Source organism: Paenibacillus lutimineralis (genome assembly GCF_003991425.1).
Classification (GTDB): Bacteria; Bacillota; Bacilli; order Paenibacillales; family Paenibacillaceae; genus Fontibacillus; species Fontibacillus lutimineralis.
In genome coordinates, this window is the sequence record NZ_CP034346.1 from 2,794,900 (window position 1) to 2,819,641 (window position 24,742).

20 protein-coding genes and 2 pseudogenes are annotated in these 24,742 nt (G+C 44.2%); 19 read left to right on the forward strand and 3 right to left on the reverse strand.

The window, feature by feature from the left end:
• Window positions 1-325: 325 nt before the first annotated feature.
• From EI981_RS11915 to EI981_RS11950, 9 genes and pseudogenes are all read left to right on the forward strand, one after another.
• Window positions 326-988: a response regulator transcription factor gene (locus EI981_RS11915; RefSeq protein ID WP_126998382.1), complete on the forward strand. Its 663-nt coding sequence runs from the start codon at window positions 326-328 to the stop codon at window positions 986-988.
• Window positions 985-2,316 carry a HAMP domain-containing sensor histidine kinase gene (locus tag EI981_RS11920; RefSeq protein WP_126998384.1) on the forward strand — a complete coding sequence of 444 codons (1,332 nt, stop codon included), beginning with the start codon at window positions 985-987 and terminating at the stop codon, window positions 2,314-2,316. The genes EI981_RS11915 and EI981_RS11920 overlap by 4 nt, the downstream gene beginning before the upstream one ends.
• A gap of 22 nt (window positions 2,317-2,338) precedes the next feature.
• Window positions 2,339-2,872, forward strand: a complete 534-nt coding sequence (locus EI981_RS11925) for a VanZ family protein (RefSeq protein WP_126998386.1) — start codon at window positions 2,339-2,341, stop codon at window positions 2,870-2,872.
• 205 nt (window positions 2,873-3,077) lie between these two features.
• Window positions 3,078-3,263, forward strand: a pseudogene (locus EI981_RS29550) (IS3-like element ISLmo1 family transposase); the annotation flags it as partial.
• A 97-nt stretch (window positions 3,264-3,360) separates the two neighbouring features.
• Window positions 3,361-4,032, forward strand: a complete 672-nt coding sequence (locus EI981_RS11930) for a phosphatase PAP2 family protein (protein ID WP_126998388.1) — start codon at window positions 3,361-3,363, stop codon at window positions 4,030-4,032.
• A 176-nt stretch (window positions 4,033-4,208) separates the two neighbouring features.
• Entirely contained in the window at window positions 4,209-4,790 is a 582-nt protein-coding gene (locus EI981_RS11935; protein WP_126998390.1) for a YdeI/OmpD-associated family protein, read from the forward strand.
• A 22-nt stretch (window positions 4,791-4,812) separates the two neighbouring features.
• Complete coding sequence (locus tag EI981_RS11940; RefSeq protein ID WP_126998392.1) at window positions 4,813-5,661, forward strand: phosphotransferase; 849 nt, start codon at window positions 4,813-4,815, stop codon at window positions 5,659-5,661.
• 47 nt (window positions 5,662-5,708) lie between these two features.
• A complete protein-coding gene (locus EI981_RS11945) occupies window positions 5,709-6,089 on the forward strand; it encodes a VOC family protein (protein ID WP_126998394.1) in 381 nt (126 codons plus the stop codon).
• Between the two features lie 99 nt (window positions 6,090-6,188).
• Window positions 6,189-6,869, forward strand: a complete 681-nt coding sequence (locus EI981_RS11950; protein WP_126998396.1) for a copper amine oxidase N-terminal domain-containing protein — start codon at window positions 6,189-6,191, stop codon at window positions 6,867-6,869.
• A gap of 88 nt (window positions 6,870-6,957) precedes the next feature.
• On the opposite strand, the gene EI981_RS11955 is transcribed toward EI981_RS11950, so the two are convergent.
• Window positions 6,958-8,661: a sensor histidine kinase gene (locus EI981_RS11955; protein ID WP_126998398.1), complete on the reverse strand. Its 1,704-nt coding sequence runs from the start codon at window positions 8,659-8,661 to the stop codon at window positions 6,958-6,960.
• Between the two features lie 2 nt (window positions 8,662-8,663).
• Window positions 8,664-10,208 carry a response regulator gene (locus EI981_RS11960; RefSeq protein ID WP_126998400.1) on the reverse strand — a complete coding sequence of 515 codons (1,545 nt, stop codon included), beginning with the start codon at window positions 10,206-10,208 and terminating at the stop codon, window positions 8,664-8,666.
• A gap of 266 nt (window positions 10,209-10,474) precedes the next feature.
• On the opposite strand from EI981_RS11960, the gene EI981_RS11965 reads away from it, so the two are divergent.
• The 7 genes and pseudogenes from EI981_RS11965 to EI981_RS11995 all read left to right on the forward strand — a co-directional run bounded on the left by EI981_RS11965 (window position 10,475) and on the right by EI981_RS11995 (window position 19,810).
• On the forward strand, window positions 10,475-12,187 hold the full coding sequence (locus EI981_RS11965; RefSeq protein WP_162616148.1) for an extracellular solute-binding protein: 1,713 nt from the start codon (window positions 10,475-10,477) through the stop codon (window positions 12,185-12,187).
• Window positions 12,188-12,207: 20 nt separating this feature from the next.
• Window positions 12,208-13,098: an ABC transporter permease gene (locus EI981_RS11970; protein WP_126998404.1), complete on the forward strand. Its 891-nt coding sequence runs from the start codon at window positions 12,208-12,210 to the stop codon at window positions 13,096-13,098.
• A gap of 18 nt (window positions 13,099-13,116) precedes the next feature.
• Window positions 13,117-13,995, forward strand: a complete 879-nt coding sequence (locus tag EI981_RS11975; RefSeq protein WP_127004608.1) for a carbohydrate ABC transporter permease — start codon at window positions 13,117-13,119, stop codon at window positions 13,993-13,995.
• 99 nt (window positions 13,996-14,094) lie between these two features.
• Window positions 14,095-16,335 (forward strand): amylo-alpha-1,6-glucosidase, encoded by a 2,241-nt coding sequence (locus EI981_RS11980; RefSeq protein ID WP_162616149.1) that lies wholly within the window; start codon window positions 14,095-14,097, stop codon window positions 16,333-16,335.
• 451 nt (window positions 16,336-16,786) lie between these two features.
• Window positions 16,787-18,274: a Kelch repeat-containing protein gene (locus EI981_RS11985; protein ID WP_126998408.1), complete on the forward strand. Its 1,488-nt coding sequence runs from the start codon at window positions 16,787-16,789 to the stop codon at window positions 18,272-18,274.
• Between the two features lie 310 nt (window positions 18,275-18,584).
• Window positions 18,585-18,770: pseudogene (locus tag EI981_RS29560) on the forward strand (DNA translocase FtsK); the annotation flags it as partial.
• A gap of 482 nt (window positions 18,771-19,252) precedes the next feature.
• Window positions 19,253-19,810, forward strand: coding sequence for a GNAT family N-acetyltransferase (locus tag EI981_RS11995; RefSeq protein ID WP_126998412.1), 558 nt, complete (start codon window positions 19,253-19,255; stop codon window positions 19,808-19,810).
• Between the two features lie 144 nt (window positions 19,811-19,954).
• On the opposite strand, the gene EI981_RS12000 is transcribed toward EI981_RS11995, so the two are convergent.
• Complete coding sequence (locus tag EI981_RS12000) at window positions 19,955-20,644, reverse strand: Crp/Fnr family transcriptional regulator (RefSeq protein ID WP_126998414.1); 690 nt, start codon at window positions 20,642-20,644, stop codon at window positions 19,955-19,957.
• A gap of 317 nt (window positions 20,645-20,961) precedes the next feature.
• Between EI981_RS12000 and EI981_RS12005 the strand changes: the two genes are divergently transcribed.
• The 3 genes from EI981_RS12005 to EI981_RS12015 all read left to right on the forward strand — a co-directional run bounded on the left by EI981_RS12005 (window position 20,962) and on the right by EI981_RS12015 (window position 24,619).
• Window positions 20,962-21,939 carry an ABC transporter permease gene (locus tag EI981_RS12005; RefSeq protein ID WP_126998416.1) on the forward strand — a complete coding sequence of 326 codons (978 nt, stop codon included), beginning with the start codon at window positions 20,962-20,964 and terminating at the stop codon, window positions 21,937-21,939.
• Between the two features lie 28 nt (window positions 21,940-21,967).
• Entirely contained in the window at window positions 21,968-22,867 is a 900-nt protein-coding gene (locus EI981_RS12010) for a carbohydrate ABC transporter permease (RefSeq protein ID WP_126998418.1), read from the forward strand.
• Between the two features lie 66 nt (window positions 22,868-22,933).
• Window positions 22,934-24,619: an extracellular solute-binding protein gene (locus tag EI981_RS12015; RefSeq protein WP_126998420.1), complete on the forward strand. Its 1,686-nt coding sequence runs from the start codon at window positions 22,934-22,936 to the stop codon at window positions 24,617-24,619.
• Window positions 24,620-24,742 lie beyond the last annotated feature (123 nt).

Consider the following 24,742-nt stretch of genomic DNA (forward strand, 5'->3'; position numbering starts at 1 on the left):
AAAGTTGTTGTCTCACATTAGTAAAAGTAAAACCATAGGCGAACTGTTGGAAGAAGCCAGCTAGAAATTCGGCGCCCCTTAAACTGGCAGGCCATGACATAGAAAAGCGGGAAATGAAATACTGTACCTGATTTCCAAAGGATACCTACTATAAGCACATTGACGAGGTGCAGACGGGCTGCTTCACCAGCTTGCTTTCCAGGCGGGGAAAGCGAAAGAGCCGGAGGGTGCAGAGAGGCCGATTGAAATCCGAACGAAAAACAACAACTTAAAACTACAGGGAAAATACAGATTGCTGTGTTATTTTTTTTGGAGGGATACATTTATGTCTATACGAATCCTGCTTGTCGAAGACGATGAGCACATCTGCAATACAGTTAAGACCTTTTTATCTGAGGCAGGATATAAGGTGGATACTTGCTTGGACGGTGGCGAAGCGTACACCAAGTTCTACGACAACACCTATCAGCTTGTCATTCTTGACATCCTGCTGCCGGGAATGAATGGCCATGAACTTTTGCGGGAGTTTCGTAAGATTAACAATACCCCTATTCTGATGATGACCGCGCTTTCCGATGAGGGAAATCAAATCAAGGCGTTTGATGCGGAAGCGGATGATTATGTGACAAAGCCGTTCAAGATTCAACTTCTTCTGAAACGTGTGGAAGCCTTGCTCCGGCGAAGCGGCGCGTTGGCGAAGGAAGTCCGTTGCGGCAAGCTGACGCTTTTGCCGGAAGATTTCAAGGCGGTTTATAATAACGGGGAGTTGTCCTTGACACTCAAAGAATTTGAAATCCTTATGTTATTGGTTCAGAACAGGGGCAGGACGCTATTTCATGAAATTATCCTATCCCGTGTTTGGGGATATGATTTTGACGGAGACGGAAGCATTGTGCATACCCACATCAAAAACCTACGGGCGAAGCTGCCTGAGAATATCATCAAAACAGTACGGGGCGTGGGTTACCGCTTGGAGGAATCCACATGAAAAATCGTGGGATTTTTATTAAGGTATTTACTTATACGATAATCTCTATATTGTTGCTTGTCGGCGTAACGGCGGCGCTATTTTCGCAACAGTTTAGGTCATTCTACAAAACGACACAGGCCCGGCAAATAATAGCTTCATACCAGCCTTTGGTGGAACGAATTCAAAGAAACAATAACAGCAACATTGCGGAAGTGGCTCAGCGCTTTTACGAAAACAACCAGTCTTTTGAGTTCATTATTACGGATAAAGACGGCGGCTTGATATACGCCACGCCGAACGCCGACACACCGGACAGTTTTGAGGGCGATTTTTATTATGTCGTGCATAATGATGGGAACTTTTCCATTGTTGCCCAAAGTATGACGGGATTAGAATCGTTTTATCGTGATTTAATCGTTCGTGGAGTCGCCGTGTTTGCCGTAATGCTTGCGCTCTGTCTCGTCTGCGCTTTTGTCTTTGCGCGGCAGATGACCAAACCAATCAAGCGCCTCGCGGACAGCGCCGGGAGGATGGCCAATCTCGAAGAAGTCCCGCCTCCATCAGAGCGTAAAGATGAGCTTGGTGCATTAGCCCGCGACGTTTATTTCATGTATGACAAGCTGAAGGAAACCATATCCAAGTTAGAGCGCGAAATCCTACGGGAGCGCGAGCTGGAGGAAACACAGCGATATTTCTTCTCGGCGGCTTCTCATGAGTTAAAAACGCCTATCGCGGCGACAAGTATTTTGTTGGGAATGCTCGAAAATGTAGGCGATTATAAAGACCACCCTAAATACCTGCGCGAATGCGTGAAGATGATGGACGCGCAAAGCGAGTTGATTTCCGAGATACTGGGGATTGTTAGTTTAAGCGACGGAAAAATCGTACCCGTTCCTGATACACTCGACATCAGGCATACAGTGGCTGACATGCTACCTGACTTTCAAACATTGTCTGAGGTAAACGGTCAGCGTATTGTTACGGATATTCCTGACGGGCATACCTGTCTTGCCGACCCTAAAATGCTCCAAAAAGCACTATCCAACGTCATATTGAACGCGGTGCAGAATACGCCCAAAGGCGGCGAGATTCGGATATGGATCGAGCCTGTGGCTGAACAATACCGCCTTTGCATACTAAACACGGGGACGAGGATTAACGATACGGTGCTGCCGAAGCTATTTGACCCGTTCTACCGTGTGGATAGGCGCGGAGCCGGAAAAAACGGACGGAGCGGCTTGGGACTGACCATTGTTCAGAAAACGCTGGAATCCATGGGCGTTGATTTTGCTTTGGAAAACACCCCGGACGGCGTTCTGTTTTGGATGGACTTGCCGAAGGCGTAAGTAACTATAAGGAGTAAAAATAATGAAATCAGAAAAGCGAAACACACTTACAATCGCCTTGTTCGTAGTATATATACTGCTGTTGATAGGAATTGTTCTCTTCAAATTACCATTTTATTCTCCTGAAATATCAGACGGGATACGAGTCATCAACCTGATTCCATTTCAAGGGTCTTTCGATGAAAATGGAACTTTAATCTTACGTGAAATTATTCAAAATACACTTCTTTTTATACCGTTGGGCATCTATATCTGTATGTTAAAAAGCAAATGGCCTTTCATAAAGAAAGTCCTTCCGATTATCGGTTTAACCTTATCGTTTGAAATTATACAATTCATTTTTGCAATGGGAAGAACTGATATAACTGATGTACTTGACAACACGCTTGGAGGGGTAATTGGCATTGGAATTTATGCCTTATTGTTCAAGATTTTTAAAAACAGGACTGTTAAGGTTGTAAATATACTTGCCTTGGTAGTAACTGTTTGCGTAGTAGTGCGTTTCGCCCATCTGTTTTACCTCAGCCATTTTGTCATGAGGCGTCTACACCCCTGATGTTAGCGACCATACCTTTTCACATTGACCGACAGGGTTATTCCTGCCGGTCTTTTTTTCCGCATCTGCAGACAAACTACAGGTTGACTACAGGGAGAATACAGATTGCATTGCCATAATTACAACATAACAAACTCGAATACCTGTTATAAAAGTAAAAAAACGTAACACAACAGGTCAACCTGCACAAGTCGCAGAACATCTATTAGTAACGGATAATACGTATTTGACCGTTTAGTAAAAAGACATTGTACTTATCGAGCATTTTAGATTTGTACAAGGAGAGATTGTCGCTTACAATATAGCAGATAAGCAAGATACATCCTTTGTGCTGGATACACTAAATCGGCTTCTGAATCAGCAAGGAATGATGTTACACTGTGATCACGGCAAGGGTTTCTTATTTTTAGCGGACTAAGGCTGGAATAGACGATTCCGCTTGACCGATACTAAAGTATATCGTTGATAGTTCAGGTGGTGTGGCAGCTATGAATATTAAGCTTAAATTTTCATACATATTTTTTCTCAGTTTATTATGCTTAGCCGGATTTGGAATGATTGCTTATTGGATCGGCGGAGCACAGATTCATCATTTTGATAATACGATAATTTCTTTGGTGCAAGGGCAGGAATCGGATTCTCTGACGAAAATAATGAAGGTGTTCACATGGATTGGGAGTCAGCTTCCTGTCATTGTCATTTTGCTGGTGACGCTTATTTTCCTGTATTTCGTGCTGCACCATCGCAGTGAACTAGTGTTCCTGATCATTATCGTATCTGGGTCCGCTCTGCTTAATATATTGCTTAAGCAGCTATTCCGTCGTGATCGACCTTCTCTGCATAGACTTATTGAGGAGACGGGCTTTAGCTTCCCCAGCGGTCATTCGATGGCGGCCTTTAGTCTCTATGGAGCGATCGTCTTCTTGGTCTGGAAGCATATTCCTTATATATTAGGCAGAATCGCAGTCATTGTTGTTGGGGCCTGCCTAATCCTAATGATCGGTGTTAGCCGCATTTATTTGGGTGTTCATTATCCTAGCGATGTGCTAGGGGGATATCTTATCAGTGCTTGCTGGCTGGCGGCATCGATCTGGCTGTATCAAGGGTACCTGGAGGCTTCTTACGAGAAGAAGCGAAGGTTTCGGGGACAGCGGAAGTGACATCCAACTACGATCAAGGTATAATGTGTTCAATAACGAGAGATGATGATATTCCCGCACCAGGATGGTCTTTACAACGGACAATTTGGTGCGGGATTTTTGTTAACTCGCCCTTCATCAGAGCAAAGCGATGGAGCGATAAACGAGATAATATTGAAATCATGGGGGGCAAAAGAATGACGAAAAATAGTGAATTGCCGATTATGATATTCAACGGGCAGCAAGATTTCGAGGATTGGCTTGCACATCATCACGAAACTTCAGAAGGAATTATGTTGAAAATTGCGAAGAAGAATTCCACAATCTCTACTGTGTCCTATAGTGAAGCACTCGACTGCGCATTATGTTATGGCTGGATTGATAGTCGGAAGGAGAAGGGCGACGAAGAGACCTGGTTGCAGCGCTTCACTCCCCGCAAAGCCAGAAGTATCTGGTCGAAGGTAAATAAGGAGAAAGCGGAGGCGCTTATTACGAGCGGAAGAATGAAGTCGTCTGGTTACAAAGCGATTGAGGTTGCTAAGCAGAATGGACAGTGGGATAAAGCGTATGAATCCCAAAGCAAGTTCACCCTACCGGAGGATTTCGCGAGTGAGCTGAATAAGAATAGTCAAGCGAAAGAGTTTTACGATATGCTAGACAGCCAGAACAAATTTGCAATCGTGTTCAGAATTAATAATGCCAAGAAGCAGGAGACGAGGGAGAAGCGGATTGAACAGTTTATCTCGATGCTGGAACGGCATGAGAAGATTTATCCTTAGTGAAAAATAGGAGGGGCCGTGTATGGGGTTATTGCTTGGAAGTAAAGTTGGCGAGGGCGCATGTTCTGAAGTTTTTGAATGGGAAGACAGTAGTAAGATTATCAAAATTGCAAAAGAAAATACTGACTATAAGGCAATGGCAAGAGAATATAATAATAATCTTCTTGCTTGGGAGAACGGTCTTTCGGTAGCCAGGCCGTATGAATTAACTGAGTATGATGGCCGTACAGGTATTGTGTTTGAACGGATTTATGGTCAGACGATTATGGAGCGTTTTTTGCGTCGGGCTATTATTAAGAATATACCTGCAGCAGACATTGATGAAGAGGATATTCGCACCACAGCTGCTCTACTATATCAAATACATAATTCGAATATTGAAGTACCTTCCTCTCAAATGGGGAATATGGAATATTCGATTCGAGTGGCTGACTATTTATCAATTGCCGAGAAGGAAGAGATCATCTCAACACTGAGAAACCTGCCGAAAAAACAGCTGCCATGTCATGGGGATCCAAATCCGAATAATATTCTGGTCAAGGAAGACGGTAATGCAGTGTTCATTGACTGGATGAGCGCATCCATGGGAAATCCGGAAGCAGACTTAGCAGAATATATAATTATTATGAGATACGCTGTACTCCCTTCACAGTATCCTCAAGTTATTGTGCAATTGTTCGATTCCATAAGGGAGACCATAATTAATATATTCATGGATGAATATAATAAATTATCGGGTATTACCTATGATGAAGTAGCTCCATGGATTATACCCGTAGCGGCAAGGAAGTTATCCGTTGATGGGATTGGTGAGGAAGAGAAGAAACTGTTAGTCCAAGAGATTAGAAGAAATCTGAATATCCTAAAATAAGTATCAGTTTGTCACCAGTATTAAGAAAATCCAGAAAGGGTGGTTTAGTGGGAAATCCATTTCTGAATAAGTTGGAGCATGTGCAGATTCCAGTGAGAAACTTGGAAGCCTCTGTTCAATGGTATACTACTAATCTTGGTTTTCGACTACAGAGTAAGTCAGATATGAATCGACAGGCTTTTCTGACCCTGTCTGAAGGGCCTATGTTAATGCTCTGGGAGACGAAGGATGAGAGTCAAGCAAACTTCACGGTTAACGGGCAAATCATGCCCGTGCTTCTGTTCAACACGACAAGAATCCATGAACTATATGAATTATTGAGGTCTTTGGGCAGTGAGATTACTTTTTATCAAGAAGAAGGGTTCGGCTGGGTTCTAAAATTCATTGATCCCGACGGGAATATGTGGGGAGCTATTCAATACAAGTAAATGATAATAGGTAAAGTCATTTAAGTTCTTCTCATTGCAAAGCACACATGCTAACATAGACCATAATTGTATATATCATACTAAGGAGTTGCATATTGCATGAGGAGAACGAAAAGGAGACTATGTGCCGGTGCTATAGCCGCCATGCTGCTTCTCACAAGTTCTGTGGCTTCGGTATCTGCACATCCGGGTAGAACGGATGCCAATGGCGGACATACCTGCCGTACGAATTGCGAGAAGTGGGGACTTGAGTACGGAGAATATCACTACCACAATGGGGGAGGATCTAGCAAATCTAAATCCAATTCCTCCAAGAGCAAGTCTAAGACAACGACGAAGAGTACAACGACGACAAAAAGTAAATCAACGACCAAGAGCAAGAACACAACACCGAGCAAATCTAAGCCTGCGGCACCAGCCTATGCAAAATCTGGACTTGTCGTTTATGTTAACGGAACGAAGCTTTCATTTGACAGTGATCCATTGATCTATGAGAACACTAATTTACTTCCTCTGCGTGAGATCGCCGAAGCAATGGGGGCGAGTGTTACCTGGGATAAGCAGGGTGGAACGATCACGGTTGAGAAAGAGGATCGCAAAATGATTTTAAAGCTGGGCAGCAAGACGGTATATTATAACGGCAAGGCTGGGACCGCGAGTACTGCACCGAAGGTAATTCAAGGGACTACCTATGTGCCTGCTCAGGTCTTCGCCAGAGGCCTAGGAGGCTCGGTAGCTTTCGATTCAAGCACGAATACTTTAGACATCACTTACGAGTAATGGAAGTTTAATAGAAGACGGATTGTCAGGAAGAGATGGTCAGCCCATCTGATCCGGCATTCCGTCTTTTTTTATTATCTTCAGTTATCTATTCATCCGCTGCGGGGAATCTAAGGGTTACATGGGTTCCTTGGTTTACTTCGCTCATTATCGTAATTCCATACTCCGCTCCATACATTAATCTGGCGCGGTCATGCACATTCTTCAGACCATAGCCCGTAGGCTTGGAATCAAGCAGTGAAGCAAGTTGCCCTGGTTCAATTCCAATCCCGTTGTCATCGACCTGAAACACGATACAGTCGTCTTCCAATTTGCCGGAGAGCTTGATCTTTCCGCCTTCATCTCTGTTTTCGATACCGTGAATAATCGCGTTCTCGATTAGCGGCTGCAGCATCAGGTTAGGCATATGGTACGGTAGGATGGCCTCGTCAATCTGATACTCTACATCGAAGCTGTTGCTGTGCATAAGCAACTGAATTTTCATATAGGACTGGACATTCAGGATCTCGTTCGAGACGAGAATCATATTGTTCCCTTTATTCAGAGTCGTACGATAGAACGTGGACAAGAGCTGAGCCATCTCGCTAATATCAGTCGCATGAATTCGCAGTGCCCGCCAATTGATCAGCGACAGGGAGTTATACAAGAAGTGGGGGTTAATTTGCGCTTGCAGGGCTTTCATTTCGTATTCCTTGCGGGCAATTTCTTCTCTGTATACTTTGTTGATCAAGTCTTCCGTTTTGACGACCATATTGCCGAAGCCGCGAATCAGATCACCGATCTCATCCTTGGAGTCACTATGAACCGTCACTTCAAGCGAGCCTTCCTCGACGGTCTTCATATTGTGGCGTAATTGCTCGATCCGAGATATGAATTTACGCGAGAATAGAGTACCGGCCACAACTACGGCACCGATACAGGCAATAATCATAAGCAGTACGGTAGAGACGATCCTCCATGCGGACTGGGTGATCAAACTGGTAGGTTTATATAGGAACACTTCCCAGCCAGAGGTAGGAATGCTTGCATGCAGCACCGTATACTTCTTGCCGTTCCAGTGCATCTCATCTACAGATGGATCACGGTAGAGCGAGTTCGGGTACACCTCATCTGGCTCCGACGAATAGACCGCTTGCCCGGCTGCGTCTATAATAAGTAGCTCTGCACCTTGCGTTTCCAAGGAATCAAAAGGCTCTAGCAGGCTCTTGGAATTGATGCGGGCGTAGATAATATTGTCTTTCGGATTCTTGATCTTGGTGTTAAGCACCCGGCGTACGCTATAAATATTATGGCGGTCGGAGAACCACAAGATGTTCGTCGATTTCATCACAAGCGGATACCATGTTGTATTGTGAACCTCGCTAATGGGTCGTACTGTCTGTCCATGCTGATGCAGATTGGTGCCGGTATACAGTGTTAGCTGCTCTATGCTTGCATTCAAGTTCCGGGCAGTGTAGAAATTCTGGTCGATGACATTGACGAGCTGATCATACATTTCAAAGGTACTGGTGTACGTATGATTGGCTGCATTCACAATCTCTTGATTGAAGCTGAGAAAGTTGACGATCTTATTATACGCTTCCAACTGGCTATTAAGCGTTAACGCGCTTTGGTTAAGCGCGGCGTTAAGATCAGATTTGGATTGATTGATCAGGAGTGATCTTGTCTCGGAGAAGCAGAAGCTCCCGAGTACGATGACAGGAATCATGCTAATCAGTAAAAAGGCAAATTTAATCTTCGACTGAAAATTCATATCATGGATGCGTTTCTTCAGAGTGTACCAGCTTTGCATCTTTATTCTCCCGCCGCTTCATAGCCACTTTGGTTGTACTGTCTGAATTTCTCGGGCGTCTGCCCGTAGAAATCCCTGAAATTTTGGCAGAAATACGAGAGGTTTCGGTACCCAACGGCACTGCATACATCCGCTATTTTCAGATGCGTATGGGTTAGCATATCTTTGGCCTTTTGCATCCGTAAATTTTTGATATATTTATTAATTCCGCAGCCGGTTGTCTTTTTGAACATCGAGCTTAAATAATGGGGGGATAAGTACACCCTAGCGGCAAGAAGCTCAAGGTTCAGATCCTCGGCATAGTTCTCCTCGATATATTGCTTAGTCGCCACAATATCCCGGTTCGGGGCAGGTTCGAGATTGCCTGTGCTCTGTTCAAGCTTGGCGATCCCTTCCCGTATCATGTGCTTAATATTTCGCAAATCCTCGGCTTTGTATATTTGCTCAATGCCAAGATTGATCTCTCGTTCAGAAGCGTTAATAAATGACATGATGCTCTGATACACCGTAGAGAAAGTATGTTTGACATATAACTGTGAGAATTGAACCTGTCTTACGTACTTCTGATAGAGTAGTTCTATATTCGCCTTTAGGCTAAAGAGATCCCGTTCTCGAATATTGCCCCGGATCTGTTCAATCAGCTGATTATCGGATAGATCAGGGAAGTCCTGCTCAGAGAGCATCATCTCATTCTTAACATCGAAGATGAATGTATCGGGCAGGAAGAAGCGGTATTCCATCAATGGCTCCAGCTCAGGCAGCACTCCAGCCAGATCATGAATCGCTGTCAGTCCTTTTCTGATACCGATATAGCAGTTTACCCGGTATTTGAACAGGATACTATCGTGTATCTGTATCGCTAATTCCTGATAGGAGAGGCTGGAATGAACCCCCCTGCGCTCAGGGAATAAGAGTAAACTCTGACAACCGTTCAAATTGATATAGTCTGCCGGAGTCCCAATCAGGGACAATAGATACGCTTCAAACTCCATATCGGCGTTCTCGAAGAAATCCTTCTCGAATTCTAGCAGCAATACGCCTTCATAGTAAGTTGGAAAGTCATGCCAAAGACCTTGCATGGAAGGCGGTTCCTGGGCTCCATTGATCAAGGTAAATAGAATATGTTTCTTGGCATATGCTTGCTTCATCAGAGACTGTTCATCCTGTTGCTGACGATCTGTCAACTCCGAGATCACTTTATTCATCGTCGCTTGGAATGCTTCCACATTAACCGGCTTGAGCAGATAATCAGAGACTCCTAGAGCGATAGCTGTCTGGGCATATTCAAATTCAGCAAAGCCGCTGAATAGGATTACTTTTAGTTCGGGATGAAGTTCTAGGGCTTGTCTGGTAAGCACGAGACCGTCCATTTGCGGCATTCTCACATCCGTGAACAATATGTCTACAGAGTGCTCCTGCAAATATTCAAGAGCTCTGCGCCCGTTATCGGCTATCTCTACCTGTAGTGGAAGGGCCAGTTCTTCAATTAGGAAGGCAATTCCTTCGCGTTCATCCTGATGATCGTCTACGACCAATATCGTTAACATCTATATCCCCCTGCGCTCATTGTTAGCATGATTTTATTATATTATTTGTCAAATGGGCAATTTGGATCAACGAAAGCGAGTATTTTTTGATATAAAACGTAATTTTTTTGCGTTTACGATTCTGGGGGATCAATCTTAGAATAGAAGAGTACTTATGAATGGAGGTTTTTGAAGCAAGCCGGCGCTTTGAAACCGTATCATTTGAATGATCGAGCAAAATAATGAAATTACATTAATGAATGAGAGAAATACTGGGAGGTCTACTGATGTTATCAAGAACAAAACGTGCATCCTCTATTGTAATAGCAGCATTGTTAGCGGTATCCCTCGTTGGTTGTGGCAATTCCGATAATGCGAACAATGGTTCTGCAGCTGCTAAATCGAGTGACCCAGCTTGGGAAGAGGCGATGACTACTCCTTTTGGCAAATATCCAGAGACTGTATCTTATACCGTGGGGCAAATGGCCACGAACTATTCCACACTTAGCGGGACCCCTTACGAGAAGGATAACGCGACGAATAATGTGTGGACCAGGTACTTCAAGGAGAAGCTCAACGTAGAGAATACGACGAAGTTCGAAGCGAATGACGGCACCGACTACAGCCAGAAGGTATCGATGGCCATCGTCAGCGGCGACATTCCGGATATTATGGTCGTACCTGACTATTCGACTCTGCAACAATTGTATGATAATGATCTGATTGCAGATCTGACCGATGCCTATGAGAAGGCGGCCAGTGACCGCATCAAGGAAATCTATGATTCTTACGGAGGCCGTGTGCTGGACAGCGCTAAATTCGACGGCAAACTGATGGCGATTCCTACAACGGAAATCTCGCACGGCCCGGGAATTCTCTGGCTGCGCAAGGATTGGATGGACAAGCTAGGACTTCAAGAGCCTAAATCGCTGGAAGATGTAGAGAACATCATTGCGCAGTTCATCGAGAAGGACCCAGGCGGGAACGGTTCGGGAAAAACGGTCGGACTTGTTGTAGATAATGAGAATGTGGCCGGGGTTTCCGGCGGTCAGTATTCATTGAACAACATCTTTGCCTTGCACGGTGCTTATCCGAAACAATGGATGGACGACGGTAACGGCAATGCCGTATATGGATCGATTCAGCCTGAAATGAAGCCAGTGCTGACCAAGATCGCTGATATGTACAAGAAAGGCTTGATCGACCGTCAGTTCGCAGTACGTACCGGCGATGACCGCAAAGCACTGCTTACAAGCGGCAAAAGTGGGGCCTTCCTGGATAACTGGTGGGGAAGCTGGACTGTAGCGGATACCCTAAAATTGAATCCGGATGCAGAATGGGTATCTTATGTTGCTCCTCAATCGGAAGACGGCTCGCTGACAATGTTCACTGGAAATCCTTCCAGCAGTTTTCTTGTAGTTCGTAAAGGCTTCGAGCATCCGGAAATGGCTATGAAAATGGTCAGTCTGCAATATGACTATCAACGCTACCAAGAGAAGGAAGCCGATACGCTGAAGGCCTTCGAGGATTATAGCAATCTGAACGTATCCGGATCGCCAATTATCGTCAACATCGACTATTATGATGCTTTCTATCGCAATGTTGACATCATGAAGGAAGCGCTGGAGAGCGGTGATACAAGCAAATTGATCAGTAACAATGATATTACCGCTTATAACTCTTATAAGAAGTATATGGACAGCGAGAAGACAGGAGAGAAGCCAGACCCTGTATCATGGGCCGGATATACTTCCAGCATCACGACGGCAAGCATGGTGAAGAACGCGAATATCAAAGAAGTAAACCCTGTCTTCTTCGGGACTACACCTTCGATGTCGCTGAAATGGCCAACTCTATCCAAAATGGAGCTGGAAATGTACCTGAAGATTATTACTGGTGATCAATCTCCCGATTCCTTCGATAAGTTTGTAGACAGCTGGAAGAAGACCGGTGGGGATACCATTACGAAGGAAGTTAACGAAGCAATTGCTTCCAAATGAAGTGAAAGAGTTGATCCGTAATGAAGAATAAAAAAGATCAGGCGGCTTTTCACTTCATGATGCTGCCTGGCATGATTTTTCTGATTATTTTCTCCTTTATTCCGATGTTCGGGATTGTCATGGCCTTTCAGAACTATATTCCTGCCAAAGGGATCAGCGGTTCACACTGGGTCGGTCTGGATAATTTCAGGTTCATGCTGCAAATTCCAGACAGCAAACAAATTTTTGCCAATACAATTGTTATAGCCGTGTGGAAGATTATCGCAGGCACTTTGGTATCGATCATTTTTGCCCTGCTGTTGAATGAAGTTCGAGTACGGTTCGCGAAGCGTTTTATGCAAACGATTGTCTACCTGCCGAACTTCCTCTCTTGGGCGATTCTGGCCACTGTTGTCATGAATATTTTCTCTTATGAGGGGCCGATTAATGCGTTCCTTGGATGGTTCGGCATTGACCCGATTCTGTTCATGGCCAGCAATAAATGGTTCAGACCGATGCTCATATTAACGGATGTATGGAAAGGCTTTGGCTATGGCTCTATCATCTACCTGGCATCATTAACATCGATTGATCCAGGGCAATATGAAGCGGCGTCGATCGACGGAGCCAATCGCTGGAAGCAGCTCTGGTATATCACGCTGCCGGGTATGCTGCCGACGATTATTCTCGTAACGACCTTGAACCTGCCTAACGTCCTTAACGCCGGGTTTGACCAGATCTTTAACTTGTACAACCCTCTGGTCTATCAAACGGCGGATATTATTGACACTTATGTGTACCGGGTAGGTCTCGTGGAAAGACAATATAGCTTAGGGACGGCAGTAGGGTTATTGCGGTCGGTAGTCGGTATTGTTTTGATTCTTTCCGCGAACAAGCTTGCTCAGAAACTTACTGATTACCGTATTTTCTAGAAGAAGGGGGTGGCTCCCATTACCGCTCAAACTTTAAAAAGCCGCATTGCCGATATTATTATTTGGATCCTATTGCTGGCATTAACCTTATCTTGTCTCGTTCCACTGCTTAATCTAGTGGCGATATCTTTCAGTGATAACGCGGCAGCTTCCGCGAATCTCGTAAGTATATTCCCGGTGAACCCGACATTAAGCTCCTATGATAAGCTACTCTCGGACTCCCAGTTCTGGCGTTCATTTATGATCTCCGTTGAACGGGTTGGGCTAGGCTTGCTCGTCAATATGACATTAATGATTCTGACCGCCTATCCGCTCTCCAAGAGCCCAAGACAGTTCCGTGGTCAGAAGGTGTATATGAACATCGTGATTTTCGCCATGCTGTTCTCAGGCGGTCTGATTCCTACCTTCATGGTAGTCAAGGAGCTTCATTTGCTGGATTCTATCTGGTCGCTGATCTTGCCGGGGGCTGTTCCGATTGGCAACGTCATCCTGCTGATGAACGCCTTCCGCGGGGTGCCGAAATCGCTGGAAGAAGCGGCGACGATCGACGGAGCTTCACAATGGACCATTCTGATGCGGATCTTCCTCCCTGTGGTATTACCGACATTGGCGACAGTGATGCTGTTCACGATCGTCGGTCACTGGAATGACTACTTCGGAGCGTTGGTATATATTAATAAAACTTCCAACTATCCGCTGCAAACGTATATTCAGCAGCTAAGTGTAGAGGTTCAGAACATAACCGATCCGGAGAAATTGATGGAGCTTGCCAAAATTTCTGACCGGACTCTGAATGCGGCCAAGATCGTCGTCTCAACCTTGCCGCTGCTTATGATCTATCCTTTCATGCAGAAATACTTCGTATCAGGGATTGTAGTAGGCTCTGTCAAAGAATAAACCTGCTACGGTTAAATAAAATAAGCTTACAAGGGGCCGCTGTGATCTTTCATGGCGGCCTCGCGTTTAGGCGTATGTAGTGAATACAGGAGGTTAGTTATGCATAATCATCAACTAAGTAGCGAGGCTCTGGATAAGATGAAGATATTCGTCCCCGCGGAAGCGAACAGGGCCATTTCATTTACCAATAAAGAGGCGGCTTTTTATTTTACTCAGTCTCACGAGACGAATCATATGGAGCATGCTCACTTTGCAGGCATGAATATTGCCAAGAACCGGATTTTTAGCGGTTACGGACTGATGGCCGATCAGGTGAAGCTGGATAACCGTAATTCCGAGGTTAACGTATATCCATACAAGCTGGAGCGGATTTATGGCGGTGGTCTTACCGAAGAGCTATGGATGTTCGATTACAAAAATATTGTAGAGGTTGGGATCGCCGGGGCCGTAAATACGATAGGCATCGAATTAAAGGGCGAGCAGCTTGACCCGATTGGAAGCCAAGAGGAAGCGGTTATCTTCCGTTCCATGGAGGGAAATTGGATCATTGCTGTCAGTTCCATCGATGGACAGGCTGTTCAGCTTGAGGACCATCTTCTATCTTCGAAGGCAAACGCTGGCGGGTTCTATATCTCCGTCGCCAAGACGGCGGTTGAAGCGATCGCCTTGATTCATACAACGAGAAGTGATCGTCGCCGCTGGAAGCGGGAGCGTATACAACGTATGGAGAACTTCTTGCAGCAACATGTTCATCTGACCAGTAGTGATCCGGAGCTCGCACTGGCAATGAACTGGATGAACATTACGATGGACCAACTAGTGACGAGACAGCAAGGCGATGGCATCTATGCCGGACTGCCTTGGTTCAACGAATATTGGGGAAGAGATCAGTTTATATCTCTGCCAGGGGCCTGCCTTGTCATCGGTCAATTCGAGACCGCCAGGAATATTCTGCTCTCCTTCGCCGAGTTCCAGAACACGGATGAGCAGTCGATCTTCTTCGGTCGAGTGCCAAATATCCTGGCTCCAGAGAATATCGATTACCATACGACAGATGGTACACCTCGCTTCATCATCCAACTACAGGATTATGTGAAGTATTCCGGAGATACGGAGATTATTAAGGAACTGTACCCTGCCGTCCGCAACAGTATTGAAGGCTCAATCAAGCATTGGGTGGATGATAAAGGCTATCTGATGCATGCGGACAATGAAACGTGGATGGACGCCAGAGACGCGAATCTGAACTCTTATTCACCGCGTGATACGCGAGCCAATGATATTCAGGCGCTTTGGTACAATCAACTACGCGCCGGCGTTTACTTCGCTGAGTTCATGAACGACAAGGAGAACGCCAGCAAATGGAGCGATATCGCTGAGAAATTGCGGCGGCATTTTGCCGCGGATTTCCGGGATGAGACGCATCCTTATTTGGCGGATCGCCTGGACGCGCAGGATCAAGCGGAATTTGCCCTACGGCCGAACCAATTGTTCGCCTTTGACATGTTCGAAGATGAAGATTTCAAATGCCGTGCGACACGTACAGCCTGGGAAGAGCTAGTCTATCCATGGGGCGTCGCTTCTCTTGATCGGTCTCATCCGTTATTTCATCCTTTTCATCTGACACCTCATTATCATAAGGATGCGGCTTATCATAACGGGGCGGTATGGCTGTGGCTGAACGGGATTGCTATGCAACGGATGATCGAGCTGGGTCAGGAAGAGACGGCATATAAGCTGTTCAAAAATATGAATTGGCAGGCTTTGAATCTTGGGGTTGTCGGCGGATTAGCCGAGAACATGGACGCTTATCCACAGGCAGGAGAGAGATGGGCTAAGCTGACCGGGGCTTATCTACAAGCCTGGTCGAATGCCGAGCATCTTCGCGTATGGTATCAGTATTTCCTTGGGTTACGTCCCGATCTGATTCAGCATACTCTGACGATCGCGCCGAGAATCCCTGGGGAACTGCAGTCGCTTGATTACCTGGCGAAGATAGGCGCGGGCCAGATTGCAGCCAGCTATAAGCAGGTTGCGGCTGACAGGACGTATCACTATATTTTTACTGATATAGCTGTTGATGTAGTCATCGACATTGTGCCGTTTGAGCTGGCAAAGCTTGAAGTACAGCCTGGCTGCAAATTGACCGTGAAGCAATTGGAGGATCATCTGCACATTACCCTGCAGGACAGGGATGCCCATGTTATCAAGGAGCTAAGCGCTGCCTTATCTGAATCCCGTACGGTTGAAGCGGAGCGAAATTGTAAAATGCTCGTTGGCGTTAAATTTGCGGAGCCATTGGGCTTGGAGAATCATCCTGTAATAAGAGAAAAGATCTAAGTTAAACTAGTGATTTTAGCGGATGAAGGCAGCCGAGTGAAATATTCTTAATGGTAATTACTTCGAAGAAAGAATTCCACAATTATTGTTTAGGGCCATTGATGATAGTGAATAAAAAAATGGCTTATAGATGGTTATAAGCTATAGTTAATATTAAATTTTAATTAGTCGCCTTTTTGGCGACTTTTGTTTTGAATCCGCAGTATTTCCGTATGTTTTACAATTTACAATATAAACAACAATAAGTGTATTACCTAAAGATGTGGTGGCGGAATAGGTAGCAGAAGGCATTAGGTTCGATTCCTAAAACTCCATATAGCCGACATCTTAACAGGCTGTCGGTATTTTTATTTTTAGCAGGGAAATTTTTCCTTGTGTCGAAGTATGCTACTGAAGGGGATCAATCGCAAAATGGCCTTTATAAAATTTAACGTCAGAGAGGAAAGGTAAAATGAAAAGAATAGGTTTATTTATTTGTGTATTCATTTTTTCTTTATTTAGTTTTGATCATTATTCGATGGCCGCTTCGGAAAATGGATGGGTTACTAAAAAGTCAATGCCTACAGCAAGGTATAACACTAGTAGCAAAGTGGTTGATGGAAAGATTTATGTATTTGGTGGGACACCAGGAAGTGGCATGTTAAAAACATTAGAAATTTATGATCCAATTACTGATAGATGGACATCAGGTGCACCTTCAAATAAGGCAAGAACTTTTGCCGGAACTGCTACTATCAACGATAAAATTTATATTATTGGAGGGGATGATAGCAATAGTAATGTTGAAGTTTATGATACAGTTCAGAATAGTTGGACCACAAAGCAGTCAATCCCTACAGCACGTATTTATATTAATGCTATTGCTGTGGGTAAACAAATATATACATTTGGTGGGCATTCTAGTAATTTAGTTCACTCTTATGATTCGGAAAATAATACTTGGACTAGCAAAAAAATGATGCCTTTTAGTGGAGTATTTGCAACATCGTTCATCTACAATGATTCTATTTACTTAACTAGGCTAATTGATGGAAATACTATCCTTTATAATTATGATTATCATCAAGACACATGGACAACGGTTGATGAATTAACTTCTGTTAAAATCGTAAAAGGTTTCAATTATAATGGGAAAATGGTGCTAGTTGGATATGATTGTGTTTACACTTATGATTTAACTACGAATAAATTAACACCAGTTCCAAACTCTGAGTTTCGAGAAAGATATGCTGCTATTGAGATTGTTAATGATAAATTGTATTTAATTGGAGGATCATTTATAGTAAATGGTTTTGCTACGGGCGGAATGAATGTAGTGGAGGAATTTGATTTGTCTCGTCTGAATGATTTAGAACCTGTAGAAAATCCTACTTTAGACATTGAGTCAGCCAAAAACAGAGTATTCTTAAATGAAACCTTCACCGTACAAGCAGTGTTAAACAATGCAACTAATATTTATGCAGAAGATTTTAATATTCAATATGATAAGACACGATTTCAATTAGTAAGTGTGGAAGCAGCTGAACATATGGGGTTATTCCATAACGGAACAATCTCAGACGATACTATACGCTTGATTACGGCAAGTAAGGGAAAAGACTTCGGAATCAATGAAAAGGGTACATTAGTTAATCTGACCTTTAAGGCTATTGGACTAGGTAAAGGTAAAGTTGATGCTACAAGAGGTAAGATTGCTGATAATGGAACGACAGAAACGACATTAACTGAAGAAAACTGTGGTGAAAAAGAAATTGAGGTTATTGGTGGAGAGTTTTCACTAAAGCACCTTGGGTTCGTTGGGTATAACTACACTGAGGATAAATCTAACCTGACAGATGATTTAAAGGGTCTACTTGGTTCTACAGGAACTATCGAAGAAATAGATCTACTTGACCTGACGAGTGCAATATTGGCTAATCCAAACTATGATTTCAATTAATGTTAATTGTGCCGTTCCTGTTGGAGCGGCATTTTTAATTGTATGTCGCCAATAGGCGGCTTTTTTCTTTGCTCAGGAAAATTTTCCTTACCTAATTTAAATGATGCAACATGGCCGAAGGCCCCCGAATCGACCGAGTCCGCTTAGCGAAGCGGGGGCCGAATAATAACAAGGTGGTGATCAATAAGATATGGGCCGTCAAAGAGATCCAAATAGAGATAAAGCAAAAGAAATATACTTATCATCTAATGGCGAGATCAGTACGGAACGTTCCGAAGAACAACCGATTGAGATCGATACGGAAGATGGAGAACAAGACGAACTATTCATATCAGCTGTTCAAATTGTAGCCGAGGCTAAACAAGCCTCGTGTTCTCTTTTACAGAGAAGAATGAGAATCGGTTATACCAGGGCAGCTAGATTGATTGATGCTATGGAACGTAGGCAGTTTGTTGGTCCATATCTAGGAGATAAACCAAGGGAAGTATATGTAACCCCTTTGACGATAGATGTTCTTTCTAACGAACAGAACGCTTCACCAACAAAACGGAACGCTCCTAAAAAAGTATCGGAACGCTTCGAAAATACGGAACGTTCCAAAACGGAAAAGAACACTCCAGTTATTGAAGAGAAACCAGAACCTGAAATACCAGATGAAGAAGGACTAACACCGAAGCAGCGTATATTTGTCATGGAATACTTAAGGGATTTCGATGGTGGGGCCATCCTACTCTCGGTCCGAAGACTGGAGACCAAATGACTTTTAAGAGGAATTTCGTTGCTTTTAGGAATAACGATGATGTAGATGGCACAATTATCAATGAGGTCAAACAAGGTAAGGACGGCGTGAGTGTAAAGCTTTCGCCGAATCACCTTGTACCATAGGTGTCTATCCAGATTGCACTATTATCTTGTAGATTACTTAAATCATTAGATGTATAATCATGGAAGGAAATAAGCGAGAAAGGGCGGTTGATCATGAAGCTGTTCCCTCAGTTAGAAACGGAAAGATTTATTCTACGCAAGCTGACGGCGGCGGATGCCGGCGATTTATTCCATTATTTCTCCAATGATGAAGTAACCAAGTATTATGAGGTAGAGAGCTTCGTAGAACTAAAGCAGGCGCAGGATCTAATACAGTCGTGGAACAGCCGTTATATCAAGAAGATAGGGTTCCGTTGGGCGATTGCAGAGAAGTACAGCAATAAAGTGATCGGTACGTGCGGTTATCGCAATTGGGTAAAAGATCATTACAAAGCAGAGGTTACCTTCGAGCTTAATCCGATCTACTGGGGACAGGGAGTGATGTCCGAGGTGCTGCAGGAGATTATGCGCTTTGGCTTCGAGGACCTTGGTCTGAACCGCATTGAAGCCTACATTGATCCTGACAATATCAGATCCAGATATTTGCTGGAGAAGACTGGATTTTATGAAGAAGGCTATCTGAAACAATGCTTCTATGAAAAAAGTCAGTTCGTCGATGCCGTATTATTTTCCTTGCTAAAGGAACAGTATCGGGAGAAAAATGTAAGATGATGCATTGTCAGTTATTTTATAGATTCAAATGGAAGCAAAGAATCAGCATTCCGAACCATCGGCATGCTGATTCTTCTTATTTACACCAAAGTACCTGTACGGATTACTCTAATCTTTACATTGCCATGAATACTGTTGGAACTCCTACTCATAACGAATGCCACCCGATATTTCCTCTAGTTGATCCCAGTCTGAAATGACGAGCTGCCTCTTCTCTTTGATGACCACGTTCATTTCCATTAGCTTGTGAATAACACGGTTAAGATGCCGTGGAGTGGTACCGATTAATGAAGCAATCTCAGAAATGTGCGGGGTCAGAATCTCTTTGCCGAATTCATTCTGTTGCCTTGTCGTCAATAGGTAGCTAGCGAAGCGTTCCTCCACCGAGGCTAACAAATTTACTCTTGAAGCAGTGGTGCAGGTTTGCAGCTTGTAAGACAATTGTCTCAGCAGCTCATGTAAGAAGCCGTGCTCCTGCATGAGCACGGTGTCCACCGTATGCTTATTAATGAATAAGAAGGTAGTGCGTTGAACGGCTTCGACTTGGGACTGAATGACAACCCTCTGAATTAGCTCGATATCACCAAATACAGATAAAGGATGACAGAACCGCAGCAGTAGCGATTTGCCTGTCTCAACACTGGACGAGACCCGGGTTCTGCCTTCAACTTGAAAATAAATGCCGTCTAAATCAGCTCCTTCGCGTAGTATGATCTCACCACGTTCGTAAGTGCGAAGCTGTAGAGGGAGCTTGTCTGGCTGTGGAAATATATGCTCCAGATGATATTTCTGGATATAGTCGTGAATACGTCTCTGATCAAGCTTCGTCTTCATAAGTTCCTCCTATTGTAAAATGCCGCGTCTAGTAACATAACCATACTGTACTTCATGATCCGGAAATCCGGCAAATGATACAAGCTGTCCTTTTTGTCGTTTATCACTGTTGGACCGTTTTTTACACTTTTTTAAATAAGTAATTTTGAAAAAATCCCGTAGAAGTATAAGAAATCGGAGTTTTATTATATGGTTTCAATAAATTCCCAAAGGTAGAATGTTCTTAAGTCCAATGCAAACGGTTACGTGCAAATGGATGGAGACGTCTTCTCTAGTTATAGCAGGTATCCTTATCAATTGAACACGGGAGGAAGAACATGCCGCAAGCGACAACTGAACAGCCGCGTCCACCGGCGTCCCGGCAACTGAAAGCACATAACAAAAGCCTCATTAGGCGCTTAGGGAAGCAATGGGATGTCCAACTGATGGTCATTCCAGGAATTATTCTCGTTTTCATATTCTCCTATCTTCCGATGTACGGGGTATTAACTGGGTTTATGGATTATAACCTGTTCACGGGCGCGAACATTTGGGAGAATCCTTGGGTAGGATTTAAGCACTTTGTAGCCTTCTTCAATGCACCAGAGTTTGAGAGACTAATTCGCAATACAATTATTATCAGTTTATTGAAGTTCTTTATCGGTTTTCCAGCGCCCATTATACTTGCGCTTATGCTGAATGAAGTACGCCATATGATGTTCAAAAGAGTCATTCAGACGATTACCTATCTACCTCATTTTCTCTCCTGGGTTATTGTGGCCGGCCTGACCATGGCCATGCTCTCGACAGAGAACGGCAGTGTTAACATGATTCTGCAGCAAGTGGGAGCGATCGACGAACCGATTAATTTTCTCTCCTTGAAGCAATACTTCTGGTCCATTCTTGTATCGGTCAATGTGTGGAAAGAAATTGGATTTGCCTCGATTGTCTATTTGGCCGCGATCGCCAGCGTCGATCCTCATCTGTATGAAGCTGCGGATATTGACGGGGCAAGCAAGTTCAAGCAGATCTATCTGATCACACTGCCCTCTATTATACCTGTTGTCGTTATCTTCATGATTCTTGCGATTGGCAACCTGCTGAATGCGGGCTTCGAAGATATCTTGCTCTTGGCGGCGAATCCAGTGCTGAGGCCAGTGTCGGATGTCATTGATACTTATGTATATCGAGTAGGTCTCGGAACACACCGGTATTCCTACGCGATTGCGATCGGATTATTCAAAGCGATCATTAGTATCGGGATGCTTACGATGGCGAATTATCTGGCTCGCAGATCTGGTAACAGCCTATGGTAAGAACGAGTCTGTCCGCAGGAGGTGCAATATGTTAAAAAGAATTAGCTTGAGCGATAAAATTGTAATTGTTGTGATCTATGTTTTGCTCAGTTTACTAGCCTTCACGGCACTGTATCCGTTCTGGAACGCGATCGCCGTATCGTTGAATGTAGGTGTAGATACTGCAAAGGGTGGAATCACGTTTTGGCCAAGACAGTTCACCTGGGAGAACTATGAAATCATTTTGCAAGATGATCGGCTCATCACTGGATTCATGATCTCTGTAGCTCGTGTCATTGTCGGAACAGTGAGCTCCATCTTTATGACGGCTCTTCTGGCCTTTGGAATGACCCGCACCTATCTGATCGGACGCAACTACTACATGGTGTTCTTTATCTTCACAATGTATTTCAGCGGGGGACTAATTCCAACCTATCTCTTGAACCGTTCGCTTGGTCTTATGGATACCTTCCTAGTGTTCATCATTCCATCCTTGATCAGTGTGTGGAATATGATTATATTCCGAACCTTCTTCAAGACTCTACCGGCAGGATTGGAAGAATCAGCGAATATTGACGGCTGTAGCACTTGGGGTGTATTCTTCCGGATTATTCTGCCTTTGTCAGGACCTGTCATCGCTACGCTGGCTTTGTTAACAGCAGTCGGGCATTGGAATGACTGGTTCCTGCCAAGCATTTACATCACCAACGAGAAGCTTCTGCCGATCCAGACAATTCTTCGACAAACCTTGAATGCCAATATTGTCACGGGACAGAGCGCTGTACTAGATAGCGCCTCGGCTGCCCTTCTTCAGAAGACAAAGCAAATCACTTCGAAATCGCTTACGATGGCGATGATGATCGTCGTAACGATGCCGATTATTCTTGTATATCCTTTCTTGCAGAAATATTTTGTCAAAGGCGTATTGGTTGGCTCACTGAAAGAGTAGTACCTTTGCAACGGTTTGAGGCGAATAGCTTTGAACATATATTCAGGAATGAGAGGGGTTAAGTGAATGAGAAAGATGAGGAAGCCGCTTCTGGTCATGGCATCATTATGTCTCGTATTTGCTACGTTACTGGCTGGATGCAGTAAATCGGGTGATAGCAACAAGCCTGATCCTGGAACCGCCAAGAACGAAGGACAACAGCAGAAGAACAACAATACGACAGCAAATAATACGGATGGCAAATGGGTACTGGGGGAGAAGCCGTTGGAGTTTTCGGCTTATGCCCACTATCAGAATACCGATTTCCCCAAATGGGAGAGTACACCGATTGGCAAATACTTAAGTGAGGAGAAGCAGGTAAAGATCAATATGATTGCTGCAGCAGGAGCCCATACGCAGAAGCTTAGTGCAATGATGGCCTCTGATGAATTGCCCGATATGATCTGGACGGATCGTGATCATCCGGATGTCGACAGACTTTACAAGGCCGGAAAGCTTGTGCCGTTTGATGATTATCTCGATAAGTATCCTAATCTGAAGACATGGATGGGTGACTTGAATCTGCTCCGTCATGAAGATGGCAAGTTGTATAGGTTCCCGAACTGGTATTCATCTAATCCTTTTGGGAATGCAGGCTACGTCATTAACAAGAAAATCTATGACGAGCTTGGTAAGCCTAAACTCGAAACCACCGATGATTTGTATGACTATTTGGTCAAAGTCAAAGAGAAGTACGGTGACAGCATCGTTCCTTTCGAGCCACATCGTGCGCAGGATATGCAAGGGTTAGGGGTTCTATATACAGCGTTTGGTGAAGGCGCGTTGTATACACATCTCAACAGTGGGTTGCGCGCTGTTCCCAAAGACGGCAAGTTGACATCGGTACTGACAGATCCTGTGTTCCGTGAAGCTCAGAAATATATCGCTAAATTATACAGAGAGAAGCTCATTTCCCAGGACGCTTTTAACCAAACTGAAGATCAGGTGTTAGAGAGAGTGATGACCGGGCGCGTAGCGGTATTTGCGGGAGCTAGTCCGACGGACTTTGCTGGCGAAGCGCAACCGGAATTGACCAAAAATGATCCCGATGGCGGATATTTCATGATCTGGCCGATCCATAAGCCGGGTCTCGATAAGAACAAAATTTACCCAGGCACATACACCAGCTTTGGATGGAATGCAGCCTACATTACAACAGCCGCTAAAGACCCTGAAGCAATCTTCGCTTTCCTTGACTGGTACACTGGTCCTGAAGGGATGAACGTTCAATTCTTCGGTCCAGAAGGCAAGAACTGGCAGGGCTTCGACGAAGAAGGTAAACCGAACTTCACAGAGAATTACGATCCGAAGGAAGTCGCTGATATTCAGACCAAGAATAATCCGGTAATGTTCGTAGGGAATACGAGTTATATCGATCCTGCTAAATACAAATATATGGCAAATATGCCTTTTGAACAACAGGATTGGAGAACTCGCTACCAACAGACGATCACTTGGCCTACACAGTACAACGTAACCGAGTTTACGGGGCTAAATCCGGCTGCGGATTCGGATGAGGGAATCATTCAGGCATCTGTTGACGAAATGTTCCTGGAGATTTATGCGAAATCCGTTATGGCCGGAAGTGATGAGGAAGTAGATAAAATCCTCGATCAAGGTCAAAAAGATTTGGTGTCGCTTGGTTATGATAGACTTCTGGAATGGCGCACGGTTAAATGGCAGGAAAACTTAGCAAAAATGAATAAACAATAAAAGACCCAGTATATGAAATGCTGGTGGCATCCCAAAGAATATTTAAAATTCTTTGGGATATCGCCGTTCTTATCAAGTATGATAGTGATATCATCATGGATTTACAGGTTCTGACAATGATCT

Excerpts from the sequence above, each read along its gene's own strand:
- EI981_RS12015 (WP_126998420.1), top strand. The coding sequence starts at position 22,934 with ATGAGAAAGATGAGGAAGCCGCTTCTGGTCATGGCATCATTATGTCTC.
- EI981_RS11955 (WP_126998398.1), bottom strand. The coding sequence starts at position 8,661 with ATGCAAAGCTGGTACACTCTGAAGAAACGCATCCATGATATGAATTTT.
- EI981_RS11935 (WP_126998390.1), top strand. The coding sequence starts at position 4,209 with ATGACGAAAAATAGTGAATTGCCGATTATGATATTCAACGGGCAGCAA.
- EI981_RS12005 (WP_126998416.1), top strand. The coding sequence starts at position 20,962 with ATGCCGCAAGCGACAACTGAACAGCCGCGTCCACCGGCGTCCCGGCAA.
- EI981_RS11930 (WP_126998388.1), top strand. The coding sequence starts at position 3,361 with ATGAATATTAAGCTTAAATTTTCATACATATTTTTTCTCAGTTTATTA.
- EI981_RS11915 (WP_126998382.1), top strand. The coding sequence starts at position 326 with ATGTCTATACGAATCCTGCTTGTCGAAGACGATGAGCACATCTGCAAT.
- EI981_RS11960 (WP_126998400.1), bottom strand. The coding sequence starts at position 10,208 with ATGTTAACGATATTGGTCGTAGACGATCATCAGGATGAACGCGAAGGA.
- EI981_RS11985 (WP_126998408.1), top strand. The coding sequence starts at position 16,787 with ATGAAAAGAATAGGTTTATTTATTTGTGTATTCATTTTTTCTTTATTT.
- EI981_RS11925 (WP_126998386.1), top strand. The coding sequence starts at position 2,339 with ATGAAATCAGAAAAGCGAAACACACTTACAATCGCCTTGTTCGTAGTA.
- EI981_RS11950 (WP_126998396.1), top strand. The coding sequence starts at position 6,189 with ATGAGGAGAACGAAAAGGAGACTATGTGCCGGTGCTATAGCCGCCATG.
- EI981_RS11965 (WP_162616148.1), top strand. The coding sequence starts at position 10,475 with ATGTTATCAAGAACAAAACGTGCATCCTCTATTGTAATAGCAGCATTG.
- EI981_RS11995 (WP_126998412.1), top strand. The coding sequence starts at position 19,253 with ATGAAGCTGTTCCCTCAGTTAGAAACGGAAAGATTTATTCTACGCAAG.
- EI981_RS11920 (WP_126998384.1), top strand. The coding sequence starts at position 985 with ATGAAAAATCGTGGGATTTTTATTAAGGTATTTACTTATACGATAATC.
- EI981_RS12000 (WP_126998414.1), bottom strand. The coding sequence starts at position 20,644 with ATGAAGACGAAGCTTGATCAGAGACGTATTCACGACTATATCCAGAAA.
- EI981_RS12010 (WP_126998418.1), top strand. The coding sequence starts at position 21,968 with ATGTTAAAAAGAATTAGCTTGAGCGATAAAATTGTAATTGTTGTGATC.
- EI981_RS11980 (WP_162616149.1), top strand. The coding sequence starts at position 14,095 with ATGCATAATCATCAACTAAGTAGCGAGGCTCTGGATAAGATGAAGATA.
- EI981_RS11970 (WP_126998404.1), top strand. The coding sequence starts at position 12,208 with ATGAAGAATAAAAAAGATCAGGCGGCTTTTCACTTCATGATGCTGCCT.
- EI981_RS11940 (WP_126998392.1), top strand. The coding sequence starts at position 4,813 with ATGGGGTTATTGCTTGGAAGTAAAGTTGGCGAGGGCGCATGTTCTGAA.